This is a genomic window from Rhodococcus sp. NPDC059969, from assembly GCF_042738325.1.
Taxonomy (GTDB): domain Bacteria; phylum Actinomycetota; class Actinomycetes; order Mycobacteriales; family Mycobacteriaceae; genus Rhodococcus_F.
This window is the reverse complement of the sequence record NZ_JBHWUF010000011.1, coordinates 1-17,943: the sequence shown is the minus strand read 5'-3', so window position 1 is coordinate 17,943 and position 17,943 is coordinate 1. Positions and strand designations below refer to the sequence as shown.

Sequence of the window (17,943 nt, the reverse complement as noted above, 5' to 3'; positions counted from 1 at the left end):
GGTCAGATCTTGACTACCTTCGACGTCGGGATCGGGTGCGAGTCCGCCTTGATCCAGCGCAGCGCCCAAGTCCCCTCGGCGTGCGAATCGGTGTCGATCCAGTTGCCGTAGCCCGGATCCTTCGCCGCCACGACAATCGTCATGGTGCCGTCGTCGTTGAGCTTCGCGGTGTGGTTGTTGATGTAGATGTTCGTGCGGTTGTAGTCGAGAGACTCGACCCAGAAGTTCTGCAGCACGAAGTTGAAGTACTCGCAGTTCGGAACCTCGGTCTCGATGACCCACGCCTCGTCCTCGGCGAGCTTCCAGTAGCCGTGGAAGTAGAAGATCGTCGGATCGCCGCCGGCGTCCTGGAAGTAGTCCTGTCCCCAGTCGAAGATCTCGTTGGTGTGCGGCTGGAATTTGCGCGACCATTCCAGGAAGGTCTCCGCCATCCCCTTCACGATCCCGACGGACTTGGTGAGGCGCTCGCCGATCTCTTCCGGAGTCAGCGGGACGAACTCCCCGTCCGGGTTCAGGCATTCGATGGTCAGATCACCGATGACCTCGTTGCGCCGATCCTTGTAAGTTTGCCGAACGGAGATGAGGTTGCTGTCGGGAGCCAAAGGCAGCCAAGCCCCCTCAGCGGGCTTGTCGACGCTCGCGATGAACTCGAAACGGCCGTTCTCGTCGACCTCGAGGTCCTGGATATGCAGATCGCCGGTCTGCAGCATGGTGCCGTCGATGTGGTACCGATTGACGCGCGAGCCGAAGGTGATCAACGGGACGGTGCCTCGGGTGCCGATGATCCGGTAGTTGTACTGACCGGAAATGTTGGCGCGCATGTAGACGTTGTCCGGGTTGTCGGCACCGATCTTCGTCATCATGTTCGGGTTCGGAGCCGACGAGAACTGTGGCCAGCGTGGATCGGTGTACTCGACACAGTTGATCGTGCCGTACCGAAGCAACCGACTCAGATAGCGGACGCCCTCGGCCTGGGTCAGCGGGTCCTGAGGGACGATCTCGTCTTCCAGGACCTTTCCGACCTCGAGCAGATCTGCGCAGAACTTTTCCCAAACAGCATTCATGTGAATCTCCTTGTTTCGGTCAGGGCTTCAGGGTGTGGTGGCGAACTTCGCTTCGACGTCGGCAGCGCTCACGCCGAACTCCTCGAGCGAATAGCGGTGCGACGGACGACGATGCTCGGCAAGGCTCGCCTGGTGTGACGCCTCCACCGCGGCGCGAGCCTCGTCCGTGAAGGGCAGGGCGAACTGTGCATAGATCTTCTCGACGGTGCCGACTGCATCGGAGATGAAGTCCTTGTAGTCGACGTCGATGAACTGATCGGAGTTGTAACGGCTACGGGCACTGTTGAAGTTCGCATTCCCTCTCGCCCACAGGTCGAGTTGGGTGCGCCCGATAGCCGGACGGTCGAAGGCCTTCGACATGTCGTGTCCGCCCTGCTCGGCAAGGCTGAAGGTGGACGCCATCGACGTCAACGGGTCCCGGAAGGTCCGAACGAACAGTGCATCCGGATAAACCGACATGATCTCGTCGATCGCGAATACATGGCTCGGGCTCTTGAGCACCCACCGTCGGTCCTGGTCGTGCAGCCCGATCAACTGCAGGTTCTTCTTGTGCCGCGCATATGTTTCGGTCCAGTCCTGCTCCGCCAGCCACCGGGTGTAACTCGGCACGTACGCCACCGTCTCGAACGCGGTCGAGAGCATCGTCTGCTGCAGCAGACGCCAACATTCCTCGACCTCCTCCGCCCCCATGAAATGAACCTTCATCAGGTCTGCCTCGTTACGCTGGCGAGCACGGTAGAAGGCGTCGGAGCGAACGTAATCTTCGTTCTCCGACCACTTGTCGCGCTCGGGGCGCGGCTGCGGCGACTCGGCGAGCCACATCTCGGCGCCCTGATGCGCTGGGTCGGCACCGAGCAAGCGGTGCAGCGCGGTGCTGCCGGTGCGGGTCAACCCGACCACGAAGATCGGGCGTTCGATCGGAACGTCGACGTGCTCTGGATATTTCGTAAATCCGGCCTCACTGGTCAGGCGACCCGCGAGCGCTCCGACGATCATCTTGCGAGCGATCACCTTGCCGTGAGGAGTGAGGTCGGCCTCGTTCTGGAACGACTCGAGGAGAACTCGAAGTCCTTCGAGATAGCTGTCGCTGCCGAAGTTTTCGTACCCGGTGTCTTCGCGCGCAGCCTGGTGCAGGTCATCGATGGAACCGATGCCGTCGTAATCCTGTGTCATCTGTAATTCCTTGGGGGATGGGTTCAGTGGTGGGTGTGACCGCAGTTGACGTCGAGACATTGCCCGGCGATGGCTCTGGCCGCATCGGACAGGAGGAAGACGACGGCATTGGCGATGTCGTCGGGTTCTGGTAGCCGGCGCAGATCGGCGCCCGCTGCGATCTCGTCGTAGATCACCTTGGGGTCGACTCCTGCTGCCGCCGCCTTTTTCTCGAACATGTTCTTGACCGAGTCCGCCCAGATGTAGCCGGGCGCAACCGAGTTCACTCGAATCCCCTTGGGTCCGAGATCGATCGACAAACTTCGCGCCATTGCCAGGAGGCCGGCTTTCATGATGCGGTACGCCCCGAACCCGGGAAGCTGATTGCGCAGCACCATGGACGTCACCATCACGACGGACCCCTGTGCCTCGGTCAATGCGGGCACAAACGCGCGTGTGACATTCAACGCCGCAAGCAGGTTGATGTCGATACCCGACTGGATGGACGCCAAATCAGCGTCGAGGAGCGGGACCTGGGCCGGTTGGACGAATGCATTGTTCACAAGGCAGTCCACGGCACCGAACTCGGCGACCGCTGTCTCCGCCAGCGACGTGATCGAGTCGACGTCGGTGAGATCGGTCGGAACGGCCAGTGCAATTCCGCCGCGATCACGGATCTCGGTTGCCACCGATTCCAAGCGCTCGGGTGTACGGGCAGCCAGGACAACTTTCGCTCCGGCCGCCGCACTCTGCAGCGCAATCGAGCGACCCAGCGCCGGGCCCACTCCCGAGACGACGACCACCTTGTCTGCCAGCAGGCCGTGACAGGTCAGCACAGCGCCTGCGGATCGAGAACCACGCTCAGAGAGGTGATCTTGCAGTTCTCGTCGAACTCGAACAGGTCGGTGGCAGCGAAGTCGGGGATACCGACTCGCTGCACCCGAAGTTGCATGGCCGCGTAGTTTCCCGTCACCGAAATCGGGCCGAGCAGACTCACTGTGAAGTCGACCTGCGCGTTCGCGGTATCGAATGCGCGAATCTCGTCGATCCCGCGGTAGGTCTGGACCCCGAGCGGTTCGTGTTGAACTGCGTCCGGTGCAAACAGCGCAACCAGGCCGTCGACGTCGTGACTTCCGAGATACTTGACGTAATCTTCTACAGCAGAAACTATTTCAGCTCTGTCAGGCATGGAATTTCCTCGTGGTCAGTCGGATCAAGAGATGGTTCCGCGGGCGCGGAGGTAATCGATGATCGCGATCGCAGCGTCCTCGGTCGTCGTGACACTGGTGTCGATGTGAATGTCGGGGTTCTGCGGCGCTTCGTACGGCGAATCGATTCCGGTGAAGTTCACCAACTCCCCACGTCGAGCTTTCTTGTACAGACCTTTGGGATCTCGCTCCTCTGCGACGGCAAGAGCGGTGTCGACGAAGATTTCGACGAACTGGTCGTCGCCGATCAATTCACGGGCGGCATGACGCTCGGCCTCGAACGGTGAAATGAAGGACGCGAGGACGATCAGACCCGCGTCCGCCATCAGGCGGGTGACCTCGGTGACGCGGCGGATGTTCTCGACGCGGTCGGCTTCGGTGAATCCGAGGTCTCGATTCAACCCGTGACGGACGTTGTCTCCGTCGAGGAGGTAGGTGTGCGCGCCGAGTGCGTGCAGTTGACGCTCGACGTCGTTGGCGATAGTCGACTTTCCCGAACCGGAGAGACCGGTGAACCACAGAACTGCGGGTTGGTGTCCCTTGAGCCTGGTGTGCGCGGCCTCGTCGACGTCGACGGATTGCCAGTGAATGTTGTCCGATCGACGCAGCGAGTGCGTGATCATGCCCGCACCGACAGTGCCGTTGGTAAGACGGTCGATGAGGATGAAGCTACCGGTGTCGCGGTTGCCCACGTACGGATCGAACGGGACGGGCCGATCGAAACTGATGTTGCACACACCGATTTCGTTGAGCTCGAGAGTAGTCGTTGCGGTCTTTTCGAGTGTGTTGACGTTGATCTTGTGTTTCGGTTTGGTGATGCGTGCGGTGAGAGTGACGGTACCGATCTGGCACAGGAACGGCCGTTCAGGCAGCATGGGAGCCTCACCCATCCAGACGATGCAGGCCTCGAACTGATCGGCGACGGCCGGCGGATTGTCACCGATGGAGAGCACGTCGCCGCGGCTGATGTCGATCTCGTCGGTGAGCGTGATGGTGACGGAGCGGCCGGCACCGGCAACGTCGAGGTCACCACCCATGGTCACGATGCGCTCGACGGTGGACGTCTTCCCACTGGGGAGCACGCGGATGGGATCTCCGGGAGATACGGTGCCGGAAACGATCTGGCCGGAGAATCCCCGGAAGTCGAGGTCCGGCCGGTTCACCCACTGCACCGGCATCCGGAACGGAGCCGCGGCGGCAGCATCGTCGATGTCCACGCTTTCGAGATGCTCGATCAGGCTGGGCCCGGAGTACCACGGGGTATTCGCACTGCGCTCGGTGAGATTGTCACCCATGTATGCCGACATAGGAATGGCGACGAATCCGTCCAGCCCGATCTCGTGAGCGAAGGCCGTGTAGTCCGCGGTAATGGCATCGAAGACCTCTTGCGAGTAGTCGACGAGGTCGAGCTTGTTCACGGCAAGAACCACGTGCTTGATCCCGAGCAACGACACGAGATACGAGTGCCGACGGGTCTGAGTCAGAATGCCTTTGCGGGAGTCGACAAGGATCACCGCGAGATCGGCGGTCGACGCGCCGGTCACCATGTTTCGGGTGTACTGCTCGTGCCCCGGAGTATCGGCGACGACGAACTTGCGACGCTCGGTCGTGAAGTAGCGGTAGGCGACGTCGATCGTGATGCCCTGCTCACGTTCGGCAGCGAGACCGTCGACCAGGAGCGCGAAATCGAGCCCCTCCCCCTGGGTGCCGCTCTTGCGTGAATCCGCTTCGAGCGCCGTCAACTGGTCGTCGAAGACGAGCTTCGATTCGTAGAGCAGACGGCCGATCAGGGTGCTCTTGCCGTCGTCGACGCTGCCACAGGTGATGAATCGCAGCATGCTCTTGTTCGCGTGACGCTCGAGGTATGTCTCGATGTCGTCAGCGATCAGATCCGAGGAAACAGTCATCAGAAGTACCCCTCTTGCTTCTTCTTTTCCATCGACGCACTGGAGTCGTGGTCGATGACCCGTCCCTGGCGTTCGGAAGTGGTGGTGAGCAACATTTCCGAGATGATCTCGGTCAAGCTGGTGGCGGTCGACTCGACAGCGCCGGTCAGCGGATAGCAGCCGAGGGTGCGGAAACGAACACTCTTGAGTTCCGGAGTTTCTCCCGGCAGCAACGGCATCCGGTCGTCGTCGACCATGATCAGTGCGCCATCGCGTTCGACGACGGGACGCTTGTCGGCAAAGTACAGCGGAACGATCGGAATCTCTTCCTGGCGTATGTATTCCCACACATCCAGCTCGGTCCAGTTCGAGAGCGGGAAAACGCGCAGGCTTTCACCCGGCGCTTTGCGGACGTTGTACATCCGCCACAACTCCGGTCGCTGCTGCTTGGGATCCCAGCGGTGCGCAGCCGATCGGATCGAGAAGATCCGTTCCTTGGCGCGGGATTTTTCCTCGTCACGGCGGGCGCCGCCGAATGCCGCGTCGAACTTGTAGTGATCGAGGGCTTGTTTGAGGCCCTCGGTCTTCCACATGTCGGTGTGCACCGCGGATCCGTGAGTGAACGGGTTGATCCCCTGCTTCACGCAGTCCGGATTGGTGTGGACGATCAGATCGAGATCGCCTGCAGCAGCGGTACTGTCACGAAGTTTGTACATTTCTCGGAACTTCCACGTCGTGTCGACGTGCAGAAGCGGAAACGGCAGCTTCGACGGGTAGAAGGCCTTACGCGCGAGATGCAGCATCACGGCGGAGTCCTTGCCCACCGAGTACAACATCACCGGGTTCTCGCTCTGCGCAACAGCTTCACGCATGATGTGGATGCTCTCGGCTTCGAGCCGTTCGAGATGAGTCAGTGTCGTGGTCATCGGCCCAGTTCCTCCAGTGCTTTCGGGGCGAGTTCTGGTCGGCAGATCAGCAGATCCGGCAACCACGGGTTTTCCTGGTTGTAGCGAAGTTCGCTGCCATCGATACGTGAAACATGCAGTCCCGCAGCGCGTGCGACAGCGACCGGCGCCGCCGAATCCCACTCGTACTGCCCGCCCGCATGGGCATAGATGTCCGCGTCACCCGAGACGACCGCCATTGCTTTGGCTCCGGCGGATCCCATTTCGATCAACTCCGCGCCCATCGAGTCGGCCATGCGCATGACCGGTTCCGGACGACGCGTCCGCGATACGACGACTCGAACCGGCGTCGCGGCATCCCGCTCGGTTCGATCATCGCTGCTCGAATAGGTGACGCCAAGGGCAGGCATTGCGACCGCACCTGTTGTGAGGACACCGTTTTCGGTCAGTGCAACATGAACGGCCCAGTCCGATCGTCCAGCCTCGCCGTATTCACGGGTGCCGTCAAGCGGGTCGACGATCCACACTCGATCCGCAGCCAGCCTCGCGAGGTCGTCGGCGCCTTCCTCCGACAGCACTGCATCCGCAGGAAACCGTCGGGCAAGTTCGGCGACGATGAATTCATGACTGAGCCGATCGGCGGCGTTCTTGAAAGTCGCAGCATCACCGTCGTTTTCGCCGAGAGATTTCCGGTGTTCGAGCAGAAGTTCTCCCGCCGCAGTGGCGATGTCGATCGCCGCGCGTTCATCGTTGGTGCGTGTCATAGGTACTCCACAACTGTGTAGACCTCCCGATCGATACGGGAAGAAAGGTCAGGCCGACCGCAGAGTGTCCAGCGCGATGCACTGGTCTCGATGTGGTCTGCGCCATACCGTAACACCAGAATGAACGATGTTCATTCTATTTAGAACAATGTTCATTCTATGATCTACATCACATTCAATTGAGTGCGGCGTTCGACAACGAACAGTGTTCGATGTGAATTGAGGATGCCGACCACCGCGACTACGGTGATCAAATGAGCAGTACCAGCAGCAAGTCGATCTACGGCGACGCCGAAGTGCGTCGGCGCCGAACACTCGACGCGGCGATCTCGCTACTGGACGAGGGTGGCTACTCCGCGCTCACGATCCGCGCGGTCGCCAAACGAGCCGGCACCAGCACTGGGCTGATCTACCAGTACTTCGTCGACAAGCAGGACATCTTCGCAGCCCTCTTGAGCGAAAGTCAGCTGGAAATGGCTGATTTCGTGAACTCGCTCCCCCGCGAGCAGGGACTGAGCGCATTGCTCGCGTCCATGATTTCCGAGTTTGCTCGGCACTGGGCACGGGTGGGTCGACTCACCACCACCTGGCGCGACATCGAAGGCATGGCCGGATCCGACCGAGAGAGCATGCGGGAACTTCACGCATCCGTCGCGGTCTTCAACTCGGCGTTGATTCGAGCGCTCACCGAAGCTGCTGCAGCCGAAGGAAGTCGGCTGATCGACGACCCTGCGCTGATCCACGTCGTGCTCTCCGGACTCAAAGGTCTGTCGGACACCATCGTCGTCAACATCGCCAAGGAAATCACGCCCGAGCATTTCGTGAACTTCTCGGCCCGGGCGCTCGCGCGGTCCATCACACAGTGACGGACCGGCACCTTACGAACGAACGAGACGAGCGATAGCCGCCTGTGCTTCCTTGATCTTGACGTCCGCTTCCGGACCACCCTGCTTGGCAGCTTCGACGACGCAACCTGCGAGGTGGGCGTCGAGAAGCTTCAGGGATACCGACTGCAGCGCGCTCGTCGCAGCGGACACCTGGGTGAGCACGTCGATGCAGTACCGGTCGTCTGCGACCATACGCGAGATTCCGGCTACCTGACCTTCGATACGACGAAGGCGCTTGAGCAGATCGTCCTGCTCGGGGCTGTAACTACTCATACCGCAACTATACCCCCTACCCGTATGAGGGCTAGCGGGATGCGACGAAGCCCACCCGGACCCGGCGCACGACATCGATGGCCATCAGCCCCGCAACCAGAATCGACAGTCCGGCACCCGAGATCCAGAGGCCGTCGTAGTGCGTGCTCTCGAACGGCGGAGCGCCCTCCAAGATCGGGCCGAAGTCGGCAGTCGTCGTACCCGACCGCCAGCACACGATCGCCAGAATCGTGGCGGCGACGATGCCGAGGACACCGATCCACGTCTTCACGTCGACAAGCGGAGATGGCTGCGACTCAGTCATCGGCAGACCCGTCCGGTTCGACACCAACCGTGACAACCTGGCTCAACGCCTCGCGAAGTGCCCGATCGTCTTTCGCCCACGCCCGCACCAATCCCCCGGTGGTCAGACGCAAGCCGATACCGTGCCGACGCCTCGGCACTCCGGACAGCTCACCGAGTGCACGTGCCGTTTCCCACGGTTCCATTTCGTCCTCGTAGGCCGCGTCGTCGGACTCTGGGAACACCTCGGCGATCTCGGTGATCGGCACCTCTTCGGTTCCCTGACGCAAAGTAGTCGCGGTCAGAAGTACGCTCGCATGCCGGCGCGCGGCAATCACCTGCACGTACACCAATCCGGTGAGAATCACAGCGAACATCGCCAGACCGAACCAATGCACGACAGGGCCGGTGAACAGTTCGATGACCAAGGCGATCAGGCAGAAGACCGGACCGAACGCGAGGGCCCACCACCGCGAACCCGGCTCGTAGTAGAGAACGTCCGGGCCGCTTTCAGGAGCACGGTCAGCCACGGGCAAACCAACTTCTTGTGGTGTCTCGGTAGATCGCAATGCAGGCACAGATCAACATGACGGGAACGACAAGCGCGAGCACGGTACTGATCCCGGCCACCACCAGCGCGATCTGCAGCACCGCGAACACTCCCGAGACGATCACCAGGATTCGTCGACAGAGAGGTTTTCCGGCGCGCGTGGGACCGGCGAGGCCGCCGATCGCGAGACCGGTCAACAGCAGAACCAGCCCGGACACCCGCACGAAGGTGACGTAGATGTCGATGTTTCCGGCCGATATGCCTTGATCGGTGAACTGCTCACGCAGCGAATACGACGCGCTGGTGACGTTGATCAGGCCGAAGAGTATGAGTAGGAACGCGCTGGCGATCCACAGCCAAAATGCTGCCTCGACGGCTGTCGGGCGCCTGACCTTCGTAGAGATACTCACGGGTTCAAGTGTGCGCTATCCGCTGACGATGCCCGGAATCATGAGCACCAGGAGTGTCACCAGAACAGAGGCTCCGAGAATCGCGAACAAGATCACTTCGGTGCGTGAACCACGTTGGCGCAGTGGCGCGTCGTGGGTGCTTTCTGTGCGCAGGGCTTCCTGAGAACTCATCGCGTGCGACCTCTCCCCTACTACTGCAGTGACCCGTTTCACAGTACCCCGAGCTACCTACCGGTTCCCCGTCGGGGGGAAACGAAGGAAGTACGGATTGGACTCTTTTCGGTGCATCATCACGATCGCGCCGACAGCAGCAACTGCCTGCAGGATTTCCGCGCCACCGAACAGCAGCGTGGCCGCGCCGCCGTCGCCGCCGAGCCCGAAGATCACCGGGATCGCGGAGACCAGCATGAAGACGCCACAGAATGTCAGCAACATTCGAGCCCAGTTCTTGCCGCGACTCATCGAGCGCACGAACAGCAGGAACACCGCGGTGACGATCACGACCAAAACCGCGGAGAACACGATGACCAGTGGGAACATACCGTCCACGTCGGAACGCGTCAGGCCCGCGTCGACAGCCGCTTGGTTTTTGAGCATCTCGTCGACGAACATCGACTTCTGCCCGAGCAGCATCCAGATCATCGCGCCGCCCTGGACCAACCCCAGCGCCGTCACAGCCCACCACAACTGAATCGCAGTCACGACGTCCGTCGGCGGCTCGGGTTTCGGCGTAGGTCCCGGGTATCCGTTGTAACCGGGGCCGTATCCCGGGATCTGACCGGTTGGCATCGGTCCGAGTTCGCGGTACGGCTGGTTCTCGAACGGCTGGTTCTCGTAGGGAGGTTCCCGGCGGGGCGGTTCCTGGCGCGACGGCGGCCACTGCTCGGTCATGACACCAGCGTATCGGTCGATACGGGCGCAGCCACCATGTGCGGCACCGTCACAGACAACATGCGTGACACCGTCACAGCCATCCGGCAACTTCCGACGCCCAATACGTGAGGACCACGTCGGCACCGGCGCGGCGAATGCTGGTGAGCGATTCGAGAATCGCAGCATCCCGATCGATCCACCCGTTCTGCGCAGCGGCCGTGATCATCGAGTACTCCCCCGAGATCTGGTACGCCGCGACCGGAACCGGAGACCGGTCGGCGGTCTCACGCAGAATGTCGAGGTAGGACATCGCAGGCTTGACCATCACCATGTCGGCGCCCTCGGCGATGTCGAGGTCTACTTCGCGCATCGACTCGCGGCGATTGGCACCGTCCTGCTGATACGTACGACGGTCACCTTGCAGAGAGGATCCAACGGCTTCACGGAACGGCCCGTAGAACGCTGACGCATATTTCGCGGCATAGGCGAGCTGGCCGACCTCGACATACCCGGATGCGTCGAGCGCACCTCGAATTGCAGCCACCTGGCCGTCCATCATGCCACTGGGTCCGAGCAGGTGAGCACCCGATTCAGCTTGTGCGAGAGCCATTTCGACGTATCGGATCAAGGTCGCGTCGTTGTCGACGGCACCGTCGGCAGAGAGCACACCGCAGTGGCCGTGATCAGTGAACTCGTCGAGGCAGGTATCGGCCATGATGACCGTCGAATCACCGAGTTCGTCTGCCAGAGCGCGCAATCCGACGTTGAGGATGCCGTCGGGATCGGAGGCACCGGAACCCTGCGGGTCCTTGTCCTCCGCTTTGGGGACACCGAAGAGCATCAGGCCACCGACGCCGGCTTCCACCGCTTCCACCGCGGCGGACCGCAACGAATCGAGGGTGTGCTGGAAAACGCCTGGCATGGAACTGATCTCACGCGGAGCGTCGATGCCGTCGGCGACGAACATCGGCAACACGAGGTGCCGGGGTTCGAGCGAGGTCTCTGCCACGAGCCGCCGGAGCGCAGGCGTGCGCCGGAGCCGGCGAGGGCGATGAGTGGGAAACACGGAAGGGGCCCTCCTTCGTCGGGACCTGTGAGTGGTTGAGGAGCCCACAGACTCCTCAACCACTCACGGGTGCGCTAGCGCCTTCGAGACTTCTTACGCGGGGGTGGCAAAGCACCTTCGGCGCGCAGACGAGCTGCGTGCTCGGCGAGAGCCTCCACCAGCGGTCCCACCTGCGAGGTCTCGGGCTGCACGTCGACGCGCAGACCGAACTCGATAGCGGTTTCGGCCGTCTTCGGGCCGATGCACGCGACCAACGTGCGGGCGTGCGGCTTGCCGGCGATGCCGACGAGGTTGCGCACGGTCGAGGACGAGGTGAAGCAGACGGCGTCGAATCCACCGGTCTTGATCATCTCGCGGGTCTCGGCCGGCGGCGGCGCTGCCCGGACGGTGCGGTAGGCGGTGACGTCGTCGATCTCCCAACCGCGTTCACGCAGGCCCTCGGCAAGGGTTTCGGTCGCAATGTCCGCGCGCGGCAACAGAACCCGGTTGACCGGATCGAAAACGTCGTCGTAGGGCGCGAATTCGGCCAGCAGGCCCTCGCTGGACTGCTCACCGGTCGGGATCAGCTCGGGGTTGATGCCGAACGAGCGAACCTTGGCTGCGGTTGCTTCGCCGATGCAGGCGATCTTCACACCGGAGAAGGCGCGAGCGTCGAGACCGAACTCTTCGAATTTCTCCCACACTGCGCGAACAGCATTGGTGGAAGTGAAGACGACCCACTGGTAACGACCGTCGACGAGACCCTTGACCGAACGCTCCATCTGAGCCGGGCTGCGAGGTGGCTCGACGGCGATGGTCGGAACCTCGATCGGGATGGCTCCGTGAGTGACCAGACGGTCGCTCATCTCGCCGGCCTGATCCTTGGTGCGCGGCACGAGAACGGTCCAGCCGTACAGAGCGCGCGATTCCCACCACGACATCTTGTTGCGCTGCGCGACAACCTTGCCGACGGTGACGATGAGCGAGCCCACCAGTTCGGATCCGGCTTCGTTGAGCGTCGCGAGAGTTGCCTCGACGGTTCGCTGCTGACGAGTGGTGCCGCGGACGGTGATGGCAGCGGGTGTCTGCGGAGCCAAACCGTTCTCGACCAGCGCGCTGGCGGTCTCGGCAAGGTGTCCGGACGTCGCGTGCAGAACCAACGGTCCCGGTGCAGCGGCCAGAGCAGCCCAGTCGACTTCACCGCGAACGTCGGCCTCGGTGTGACCCGAGCCGAGCGCCATACCGGCGTAGCTCGGCACAGCCGAACCCGAAGGCAGACCCGGGAGAACCTCGAACTGAACCTGCGTGCGGGCGACCGCGGTGACCTCTGCGATCACGGAATCCGTGGTCAGCGGGTCGCCGGAGACCAGACGCACGACGTCGTGACCGTTCTTGGCCTCGTGCACCAATGTCTTTGCAACCTCGGCCGGCTCGCCGAGTGCCGGACGCACGTCCGCGATCAGCTCGCCGGTCTCCTCGTCGCGACCCATGTCGATGCCGACGAGCGCGACGACGCCCTTGTCGACGTCCGGATCGGTGAATGCCATTGCGGCGCCGGTGAGGACGTCACGTGCGCGAACGGTGAGCAGGGCGGGGTCGCCCGGTCCCGATCCCACGAACAGGATCCGTCCGGGAGTGTTCTTTCGGACTCGGGTCATCGGTGATTCTCCAGTGCGCTGTATCGAAATGGGAACTTGGTGCAAGTGCAAAGTGGGGCGTCAAACATCGGCTGCCTCGCCTGTAGTCACGTTCATCAACTCTCGGGCGCCGAGTTCGAGTAACTCGCGCGCCACCGCTCGGCCGAGTTCCTCGGCCTTGTCCGGCGCACCGACGGCGCCGGTACGGATGACGTCCGAGCCGTCGATGGCGGCTGCGCAGCCGCGTACCGACAGTTCGTCGAAGATTCTGCCGTCGTCGTCGAGGGATTCGACGATTTCCGCAATCGCACCGACCGGCGCGGTGCAGCCGGCTTCCAACTCGGCGAGAAGTGCACGCTCGGCAGTGACGGCCGCTCGGGTACCCGCGTCGTCCTGCTCGGCCAGAATTGCTGCCAATTCCGTATTGGCAGAAAGACATTCGACGGCCAGAGCGCCCTGCGCCGGAGCGGGGAGCATCTGTACCGGCTCGATGTTCTCGGTGATGAGATCGAGCAGGCCGATCCGGGACAGGCCGGCGCGGGCGAGGATCACGGCGTCGAGTTCACCGGATTCGACCTTGCCGAGGCGACGCTGCAGGTTGCCCCGCAGCGGCACGATGTCGAGGCCGAGCCCGAGTGCCTTCAGCTGTGAAACCCGTCGCGGCGCCGAGGTTCCCACCTTGGAACCGGCCGGAAGCTCGCCGAGGACCAGACCGTCGCGGGCGACGAGCGCGTCGCGCGGATCTTCACGAGGCGGAATCGCAGCGATGACAAAACGTGGATCCTGCGCGGTCGGCAGGTCCTTGTAGGAATGCACTGCGACGTCGACGCGGTTGTCCAGCAAGGCTTCTCGAAGCTCAGCGGTGAACACTCCGACGCCGATCTTCTGGACGGGATCGGTGGACTGATCGCCCTTGGTCTTGATGATGACCAACTCGGCGGGGTGGCCGGCTGCAATGAGGGCATCGCGCACGGTTCCGGCCTGGGTGGTCGCGAGAAGACTTCCGCGAGTGCCGATCCGCAGCGGGCTCCCCGATTGCGGGGTGGTGACGCTCATGCCTGCAGGTCCCTTCCAGTGCGGTCGCCGTCCACCAGATCGGTGGGTGTGGCCACGGCCGCGGGAGATCCGGGGCTGAGTTCGAAGAGTTCGCGCAGCGCTGCTGCGTAGGAGTCGCCGCCGGGGGCCGACGCCAGTTGCTTGACGCGCACGGTCGGGGCGTGGAGAAGCTTGTCCACGACGCGGCGCACGGTGCGCGCAACCTCGTCGCGCTGCGGATCGTCCAGGCCCGGCAGCCGCGAATCGAGCCGCATCAGTTCGGCTTCGACGACGTCGGCGGCGCGCTGACGCAAAGCCGTGACGGTCGGAGTGACCTCGGCGAGACGCTGTCCCGCGAGGTACGTCGCAAGCTCACCGGCAACGATGGTGCGTGCGGCATCTGCGTCGGAAGCGGCGGCGCCTGCCGCCGGATCACGCTGCAACGTCTCCATGTCGAGGACGGTGACACCCGGCAGGCCGGCGACGGCGGGATCGATGTCGCGCGGCAGCCCGAGGTCGCAGATGACCAGGTGCTTGGTGTTGTCGCGATCGGGCTCGGCGAGTGCGAGGTGCACATCCGCCAGGGTGACCACTGCCCCGACCGCGCCGGTACAGGTGACCATGACATCGGCCTGCGCCATCGCGGCCGAAAGCTGGTCGAAGGCAACACCGTCGGCGTCGACGCCGTTGGAGCGTGCCGTCTCGGCGAGGTGCTCGGCACGTTCCTGTGTCCGGTTGACGACGACGATGCGTTCGATTCCGGCGCGGGTGAGGTGCGCGACGGACAGGCCGCCCATCGAGCCGGCCCCGACGACCACGGCAGTGCGGCCGACCAGGCCGCCCTCGCCGATGATGCCGGCTGCACGATCGAGAGCCACGGACACGACTGACGCTCCGGCGGAGTCGATTCCGGTTTCGGAATGCACTCGCTTACCGACGCGCAGTGCCTGCTGAGCCAGTTCGTGGACGACGCGTCCAGCGGCCTGCTGCGCATCCGAAGATGCGTAGGCCGAACGGATCTGGCCGAGAATCTGCTGTTCGCCGATCACCATCGAGTCGAGGCCACTGGCCACCGCGAAGAGGTGTTCGACCGCTGCTTCGCTGTAGCGGACGTAAGCGTGAGCGTGCAGCGCTGTCAGGTCGAGACCCGAATGGTCGGCCAGGATTTCACCGACTTCGGTGAGAGCACCGTGGAATGCGTCCACCACCGCGTAGACCTCCACCCGGTTGCAGGTGGAGACGATCATCGCTTCGGAGATGTGCGAGGACGCCAGAAGCTTGTCGATCAGCTTCGGACGATCGGTGTCGGTCACAGCTACTCGCTCGAGCACCGGGACGGGCGCGGTTCGATGCGAGACCCCGACAAGCAGAACACTCACGGCGCGATCACTGATCCGTTTCTTGTCGAACCTGCTCCGACCGGAGCGGGTGAACTGGTGGATGGAACTGACGAAGCGGATGCGGCGTGAGCCACGCGTACTCGCGGCGCGCTGGATGCCTGATCGGCATTGCGCGCACTGTTGAAGGAGAGAACCTGCATCTCGACGGCCAGATCGACGCGCCGCAGTTCCACGTGATCAGGAACGTCGAGGGCGATCGGCGAGAAACTCATGATGCAGCGCAGCCCGGCGCTGACGAACTGGTCGCACACGCCCTGCGCTGCCTCGTCCGGTGTGGAGATGACGCCGATGGTCGCGTTCAGTTCGCGGCAGGCGACAGTCAGTTCCTCGGTGCTGCGCACGACGAGATCGCCGACTCTGCTTCCGATTCGATCTGCGTCACTGTCGAAGAGTCCGACCATCTCGAAACCGCGGCGGCTGAATCCGCCGTAGCCGACCAGCGCCTTGCCGAGGTTTCCGACGCCGACGAGAACGACCTTGTGCCCACGATCGAGTCCGAGTGCACGCTCGATGCGGATGCGGAGCCTGTTGACGTCGTACCCGACGCCGCGGACGCCGTTGGGCCCGAGGAACGACAGATCCTTACGTAATTTCGCTGATCCGACACCTGACGCCTGGGCTAGTTCCTCGCTCGAGACGATGGAGGTACCCCGGTCGGACATCACTCCGAGGACCCGCAGGTATGCGGCCAAGCGCGTCACCGTAGCCTGGGGGATGACGCGATCCTGAGCGATCGGGTCGGTGACCGAGGCGCTGGCAGCGTCGGTGACAGAAGAGCCCGCAGCGCCGGTGACGCGCTGAGCCACAGGCTCATGCGTCTGGTGCGGTTCGGTCACGTCGCTGGCTCCTCGTCCGGTCGACACGACTGTCGACCTCCACGATGCTCCGGGGGAATGTTCACACCACGGTAACCGCTTGTGAACCCATGCACAAAGTTGCTCGAGACGGGTGCGATGTGCCGTTCACCTGCAAAGCGGCTCCGCGCACAACTTTGAGGGTTGCCTTACTTGCGTAAATCGTCGCGAAGGCGTTCTTCGTCAACTTCCCAGTAACCGTGCTCGCGTCCGTCGAGAAGAATGACCGGCAATCTGTCTCCGTACTCCGCTCTCAACTCTGGATCGGTCGCGGCAGCTTCGTCTACGTCGATGCACGTCAATTCCAGCTCGAACTCGGAACAGACCCGTCGTAGTACCTCCGCCGCGCCGACGCAGGACGCGCATCCTGCGCGTGTCAACAGGGTTACTTCATGCGTAGCTGCAGTCATCGACGCATACCTTTCTTCTGCTGGGATGCCATCTACTTGATCGGTCGAGTGTGCCTCCAGAGCCCCACTCGATACCAAATCGGCGGAGAGGAACGTCACACACCACAGGGAAGGTCGCCATCCAACCCATCGGGCCTCATCGCGGAGGATAGGCTGACTCGAAGAGTTCTCTGCTCGAGAGTGCAACACGGGAGGTGCGGGTGCCTGCGCGATCACTACCGAACGGCTCCGGATTCGGATCAGGGCTGGCCGGGGTCATACTCCCCGGGCGTCGCCATGTGAAGAATCCGCTGGGCCCGAGTGAGTCGGAAGTTCGAGCCAATCTCGCCGGCGAGGCGAGTGCCGATGCAGCCCTGGCGTTGCACGAAGCTGCCAACCCCACAGAACCCGAAACCGGCGAAGAGCCGCCGACTGTTCCGCGCGACCTCACGGCCGCTGCATTCTTCGACGTCGACAACACCATGGTGCAGGGTGCATCGATCATCCACTTCGCCCGGGGTCTCGCTGCTCGCAAGTATCTCAAGACGTCGGATCTGGTCGATTTCGCGTGGAAGCAGATCAAGTTCCGAGTCACCGGCAGAGAAAGCAGTGACGACGTCGCGGAAGGCCGCGAGAAAGCACTGTCCTTCGTGGCCGGCCGATCCACCGCCGAACTCGCCCGCCTCGGCGAGGAGATCTACGACGAGGTCATCGCCGACAAGATCTGGCCAGGCACGAGGGCGTTGGCTCAGATGCACCTCGACGCCGGACAGCAGGTGTGGTTGGTGACGGCGACTCCGGTCGAACTGGCTCAGGTCATCGCCGAGAAACTGGGACTGACCGGCGCCTTGGGCACCGTCGCCGAGAGTGAGGACGGCGTCTTCACCGGCCGACTCGTCGGCGACATCCTGCACGGCATGGGCAAGGCTCACGCAGTGCGGACATTGGCCGTACGTGAAGGACTCAATCTCAAGCGCTGTTCCGCCTACTCCGACAGCCACAACGACGTTCCGATGCTCTCGTTGGTGGGGACGCCAGTGGCGATCAATCCCGACGCAGATCTTCGTGAACTCGCGAAGAACCGCGGTTGGGAAGTTCGCGATTTCCGCACCGGACGAAAGGCCGCCAAGATCGGCGTACCGACGGCGCTGGTGCTCGGAGCGATCGGTGGGGCGCTCGCGGCAATTCTTGCCAGGCGCAAAGAACAGAACGCCTGAGCGGGTTGGGGGGGGGGGGGCGGGGGGGGCGGGGCCGGAAAAACCAGGGGGGGTTTAAAAAAAAAGAAACCCCCACACCACGCCAAAATAAGGGTTTGGGGGGGTGGTTGTT

21 protein-coding genes are annotated in these 17,943 nt (G+C 62.9%); 2 read left to right on the top strand and 19 right to left on the bottom strand.

The genetic code is table 11. From position 1 onward, the window contains the following. Positions 1-2: 2 nt before the first annotated feature. Genes ACFWAD_RS24520 through ACFWAD_RS24490 form a run of 7 tightly spaced genes read right to left on the bottom strand, consistent with a single transcriptional unit; the run spans position 3 to position 6,979 of the window. Positions 3-1,064, bottom strand: a complete 1,062-nt coding sequence (locus ACFWAD_RS24520) for a DUF1214 domain-containing protein (protein ID WP_378537567.1) — start codon at positions 1,062-1,064, stop codon at positions 3-5. A gap of 27 nt (positions 1,065-1,091) precedes the next feature. Continuing rightward, the gene (locus ACFWAD_RS24515) at positions 1,092-2,237 is read right to left on the bottom strand and encodes a sulfotransferase family protein (protein WP_378548605.1); all 1,146 of its coding nucleotides are present in this window, start codon (positions 2,235-2,237) and stop codon (positions 1,092-1,094) included. Positions 2,238-2,260: 23 nt separating this feature from the next. After that, positions 2,261-3,052 (bottom strand): SDR family oxidoreductase, encoded by a 792-nt coding sequence (locus tag ACFWAD_RS24510; RefSeq protein WP_378548602.1) that lies wholly within the window; start codon positions 3,050-3,052, stop codon positions 2,261-2,263. Next, on the bottom strand, positions 3,046-3,405 hold the full coding sequence (locus ACFWAD_RS24505) for a nuclear transport factor 2 family protein (protein WP_378537558.1): 360 nt from the start codon (positions 3,403-3,405) through the stop codon (positions 3,046-3,048). Before ACFWAD_RS24505 ends, ACFWAD_RS24510 begins: the two co-directional genes overlap by 7 nt. A gap of 24 nt (positions 3,406-3,429) precedes the next feature. Further along, on the bottom strand, positions 3,430-5,331 hold the full coding sequence (gene cysN / locus ACFWAD_RS24500) for a sulfate adenylyltransferase subunit CysN (RefSeq protein WP_378537556.1): 1,902 nt from the start codon (positions 5,329-5,331) through the stop codon (positions 3,430-3,432). Then, positions 5,331-6,236 (bottom strand): sulfate adenylyltransferase subunit CysD, encoded by a 906-nt coding sequence (gene cysD / locus ACFWAD_RS24495; RefSeq protein ID WP_138869752.1) that lies wholly within the window; start codon positions 6,234-6,236, stop codon positions 5,331-5,333. Before cysD ends, cysN begins: the two co-directional genes overlap by 1 nt. Next, positions 6,233-6,979, bottom strand: a complete 747-nt coding sequence (locus ACFWAD_RS24490) for a 3'(2'),5'-bisphosphate nucleotidase CysQ (RefSeq protein ID WP_378548598.1) — start codon at positions 6,977-6,979, stop codon at positions 6,233-6,235. The genes cysD and ACFWAD_RS24490 overlap by 4 nt, the downstream gene beginning before the upstream one ends. A 254-nt stretch (positions 6,980-7,233) precedes the next feature. Here ACFWAD_RS24490 and ACFWAD_RS24485 point away from each other — a divergent pair, with 254 nt between their 5' ends. Continuing rightward, the gene (locus ACFWAD_RS24485) at positions 7,234-7,845 is read left to right on the top strand and encodes a TetR/AcrR family transcriptional regulator (RefSeq protein WP_378537550.1); all 612 of its coding nucleotides are present in this window, start codon (positions 7,234-7,236) and stop codon (positions 7,843-7,845) included. 12 nt (positions 7,846-7,857) lie between these two features. Here the strand turns inward: ACFWAD_RS24485 and ACFWAD_RS24480 are convergent, their stop codons facing one another. The 12 genes from ACFWAD_RS24480 to ACFWAD_RS24425 form a co-directional block, all read right to left on the bottom strand. Beyond that, positions 7,858-8,139, bottom strand: a complete 282-nt coding sequence (locus ACFWAD_RS24480) for a metal-sensitive transcriptional regulator (RefSeq protein WP_003942012.1) — start codon at positions 8,137-8,139, stop codon at positions 7,858-7,860. Positions 8,140-8,170: 31 nt separating this feature from the next. Beyond that, complete coding sequence (locus ACFWAD_RS24475) at positions 8,171-8,443, bottom strand: hypothetical protein (RefSeq protein ID WP_378548595.1); 273 nt, start codon at positions 8,441-8,443, stop codon at positions 8,171-8,173. Continuing rightward, positions 8,436-8,951, bottom strand: a complete 516-nt coding sequence (locus tag ACFWAD_RS24470) for a hypothetical protein (RefSeq protein WP_378548592.1) — start codon at positions 8,949-8,951, stop codon at positions 8,436-8,438. The genes ACFWAD_RS24475 and ACFWAD_RS24470 overlap by 8 nt, the downstream gene beginning before the upstream one ends. Next, entirely contained in the window at positions 8,944-9,381 is a 438-nt protein-coding gene (locus tag ACFWAD_RS24465) for a hypothetical protein (protein ID WP_378447134.1), read from the bottom strand. Before ACFWAD_RS24465 ends, ACFWAD_RS24470 begins: the two co-directional genes overlap by 8 nt. Positions 9,382-9,396: 15 nt before the next feature. After that, positions 9,397-9,552 carry a hypothetical protein gene (locus ACFWAD_RS24460; RefSeq protein WP_019744371.1) on the bottom strand — a complete coding sequence of 52 codons (156 nt, stop codon included), beginning with the start codon at positions 9,550-9,552 and terminating at the stop codon, positions 9,397-9,399. Positions 9,553-9,609: 57 nt separating this feature from the next. Continuing rightward, positions 9,610-10,272 carry a hypothetical protein gene (locus ACFWAD_RS24455; RefSeq protein ID WP_378548589.1) on the bottom strand — a complete coding sequence of 221 codons (663 nt, stop codon included), beginning with the start codon at positions 10,270-10,272 and terminating at the stop codon, positions 9,610-9,612. Between the two features lie 73 nt (positions 10,273-10,345). After that, positions 10,346-11,320 (bottom strand): porphobilinogen synthase, encoded by a 975-nt coding sequence (gene hemB / locus ACFWAD_RS24450; RefSeq protein WP_378537544.1) that lies wholly within the window; start codon positions 11,318-11,320, stop codon positions 10,346-10,348. A gap of 74 nt (positions 11,321-11,394) precedes the next feature. After that, positions 11,395-12,957, bottom strand: a complete 1,563-nt coding sequence (locus ACFWAD_RS24445) for a bifunctional uroporphyrinogen-III C-methyltransferase/uroporphyrinogen-III synthase (protein ID WP_003941969.1) — start codon at positions 12,955-12,957, stop codon at positions 11,395-11,397. Positions 12,958-13,017: 60 nt separating this feature from the next. After that, on the bottom strand, positions 13,018-13,992 hold the full coding sequence (gene hemC, locus ACFWAD_RS24440) for a hydroxymethylbilane synthase (RefSeq protein WP_378447131.1): 975 nt from the start codon (positions 13,990-13,992) through the stop codon (positions 13,018-13,020). Continuing rightward, positions 13,989-15,350 carry a glutamyl-tRNA reductase gene (locus ACFWAD_RS24435; protein ID WP_378537542.1) on the bottom strand — a complete coding sequence of 454 codons (1,362 nt, stop codon included), beginning with the start codon at positions 15,348-15,350 and terminating at the stop codon, positions 13,989-13,991. Before ACFWAD_RS24435 ends, hemC begins: the two co-directional genes overlap by 4 nt. Beyond that, on the bottom strand, positions 15,347-16,234 hold the full coding sequence (locus ACFWAD_RS24430) for a redox-sensing transcriptional repressor Rex (RefSeq protein ID WP_042923244.1): 888 nt from the start codon (positions 16,232-16,234) through the stop codon (positions 15,347-15,349). Before ACFWAD_RS24430 ends, ACFWAD_RS24435 begins: the two co-directional genes overlap by 4 nt. 140 nt (positions 16,235-16,374) lie before the next feature. After that, positions 16,375-16,635, bottom strand: a complete 261-nt coding sequence (locus ACFWAD_RS24425) for a glutaredoxin family protein (protein ID WP_003941953.1) — start codon at positions 16,633-16,635, stop codon at positions 16,375-16,377. A 200-nt stretch (positions 16,636-16,835) separates the two neighbouring features. Here ACFWAD_RS24425 and ACFWAD_RS24420 point away from each other — a divergent pair, with 200 nt between their 5' ends. Further along, complete coding sequence (locus ACFWAD_RS24420) at positions 16,836-17,831, top strand: HAD family hydrolase (RefSeq protein ID WP_378548586.1); 996 nt, start codon at positions 16,836-16,838, stop codon at positions 17,829-17,831. Positions 17,832-17,943 lie beyond the last annotated feature (112 nt).

Bases quoted from the DNA above. Each gene is read 5' to 3' on its own strand.
- cysD (WP_138869752.1), bottom strand. From the start codon at position 6,236: ATGACCACGACACTGACTCATCTCGAACGGCTCGAAGCCGAGAGCATC.
- ACFWAD_RS24455 (WP_378548589.1), bottom strand. From the start codon at position 10,272: ATGACCGAGCAGTGGCCGCCGTCGCGCCAGGAACCGCCCCGCCGGGAA.
- ACFWAD_RS24515 (WP_378548605.1), bottom strand. From the start codon at position 2,237: ATGACACAGGATTACGACGGCATCGGTTCCATCGATGACCTGCACCAG.
- ACFWAD_RS24475 (WP_378548595.1), bottom strand. From the start codon at position 8,443: ATGACTGAGTCGCAGCCATCTCCGCTTGTCGACGTGAAGACGTGGATC.
- ACFWAD_RS24460 (WP_019744371.1), bottom strand. From the start codon at position 9,552: ATGAGTTCTCAGGAAGCCCTGCGCACAGAAAGCACCCACGACGCGCCA.
- ACFWAD_RS24425 (WP_003941953.1), bottom strand. From the start codon at position 16,635: ATGACTGCAGCTACGCATGAAGTAACCCTGTTGACACGCGCAGGATGC.
- ACFWAD_RS24485 (WP_378537550.1), top strand. From the start codon at position 7,234: ATGAGCAGTACCAGCAGCAAGTCGATCTACGGCGACGCCGAAGTGCGT.
- ACFWAD_RS24490 (WP_378548598.1), bottom strand. From the start codon at position 6,979: ATGACACGCACCAACGATGAACGCGCGGCGATCGACATCGCCACTGCG.
- cysN (WP_378537556.1), bottom strand. From the start codon at position 5,331: ATGACTGTTTCCTCGGATCTGATCGCTGACGACATCGAGACATACCTC.
- ACFWAD_RS24505 (WP_378537558.1), bottom strand. From the start codon at position 3,405: ATGCCTGACAGAGCTGAAATAGTTTCTGCTGTAGAAGATTACGTCAAG.
- ACFWAD_RS24520 (WP_378537567.1), bottom strand. From the start codon at position 1,064: ATGAATGCTGTTTGGGAAAAGTTCTGCGCAGATCTGCTCGAGGTCGGA.
- hemC (WP_378447131.1), bottom strand. From the start codon at position 13,992: ATGAGCGTCACCACCCCGCAATCGGGGAGCCCGCTGCGGATCGGCACT.
- ACFWAD_RS24480 (WP_003942012.1), bottom strand. From the start codon at position 8,139: ATGAGTAGTTACAGCCCCGAGCAGGACGATCTGCTCAAGCGCCTTCGT.
- ACFWAD_RS24445 (WP_003941969.1), bottom strand. From the start codon at position 12,957: ATGACCCGAGTCCGAAAGAACACTCCCGGACGGATCCTGTTCGTGGGA.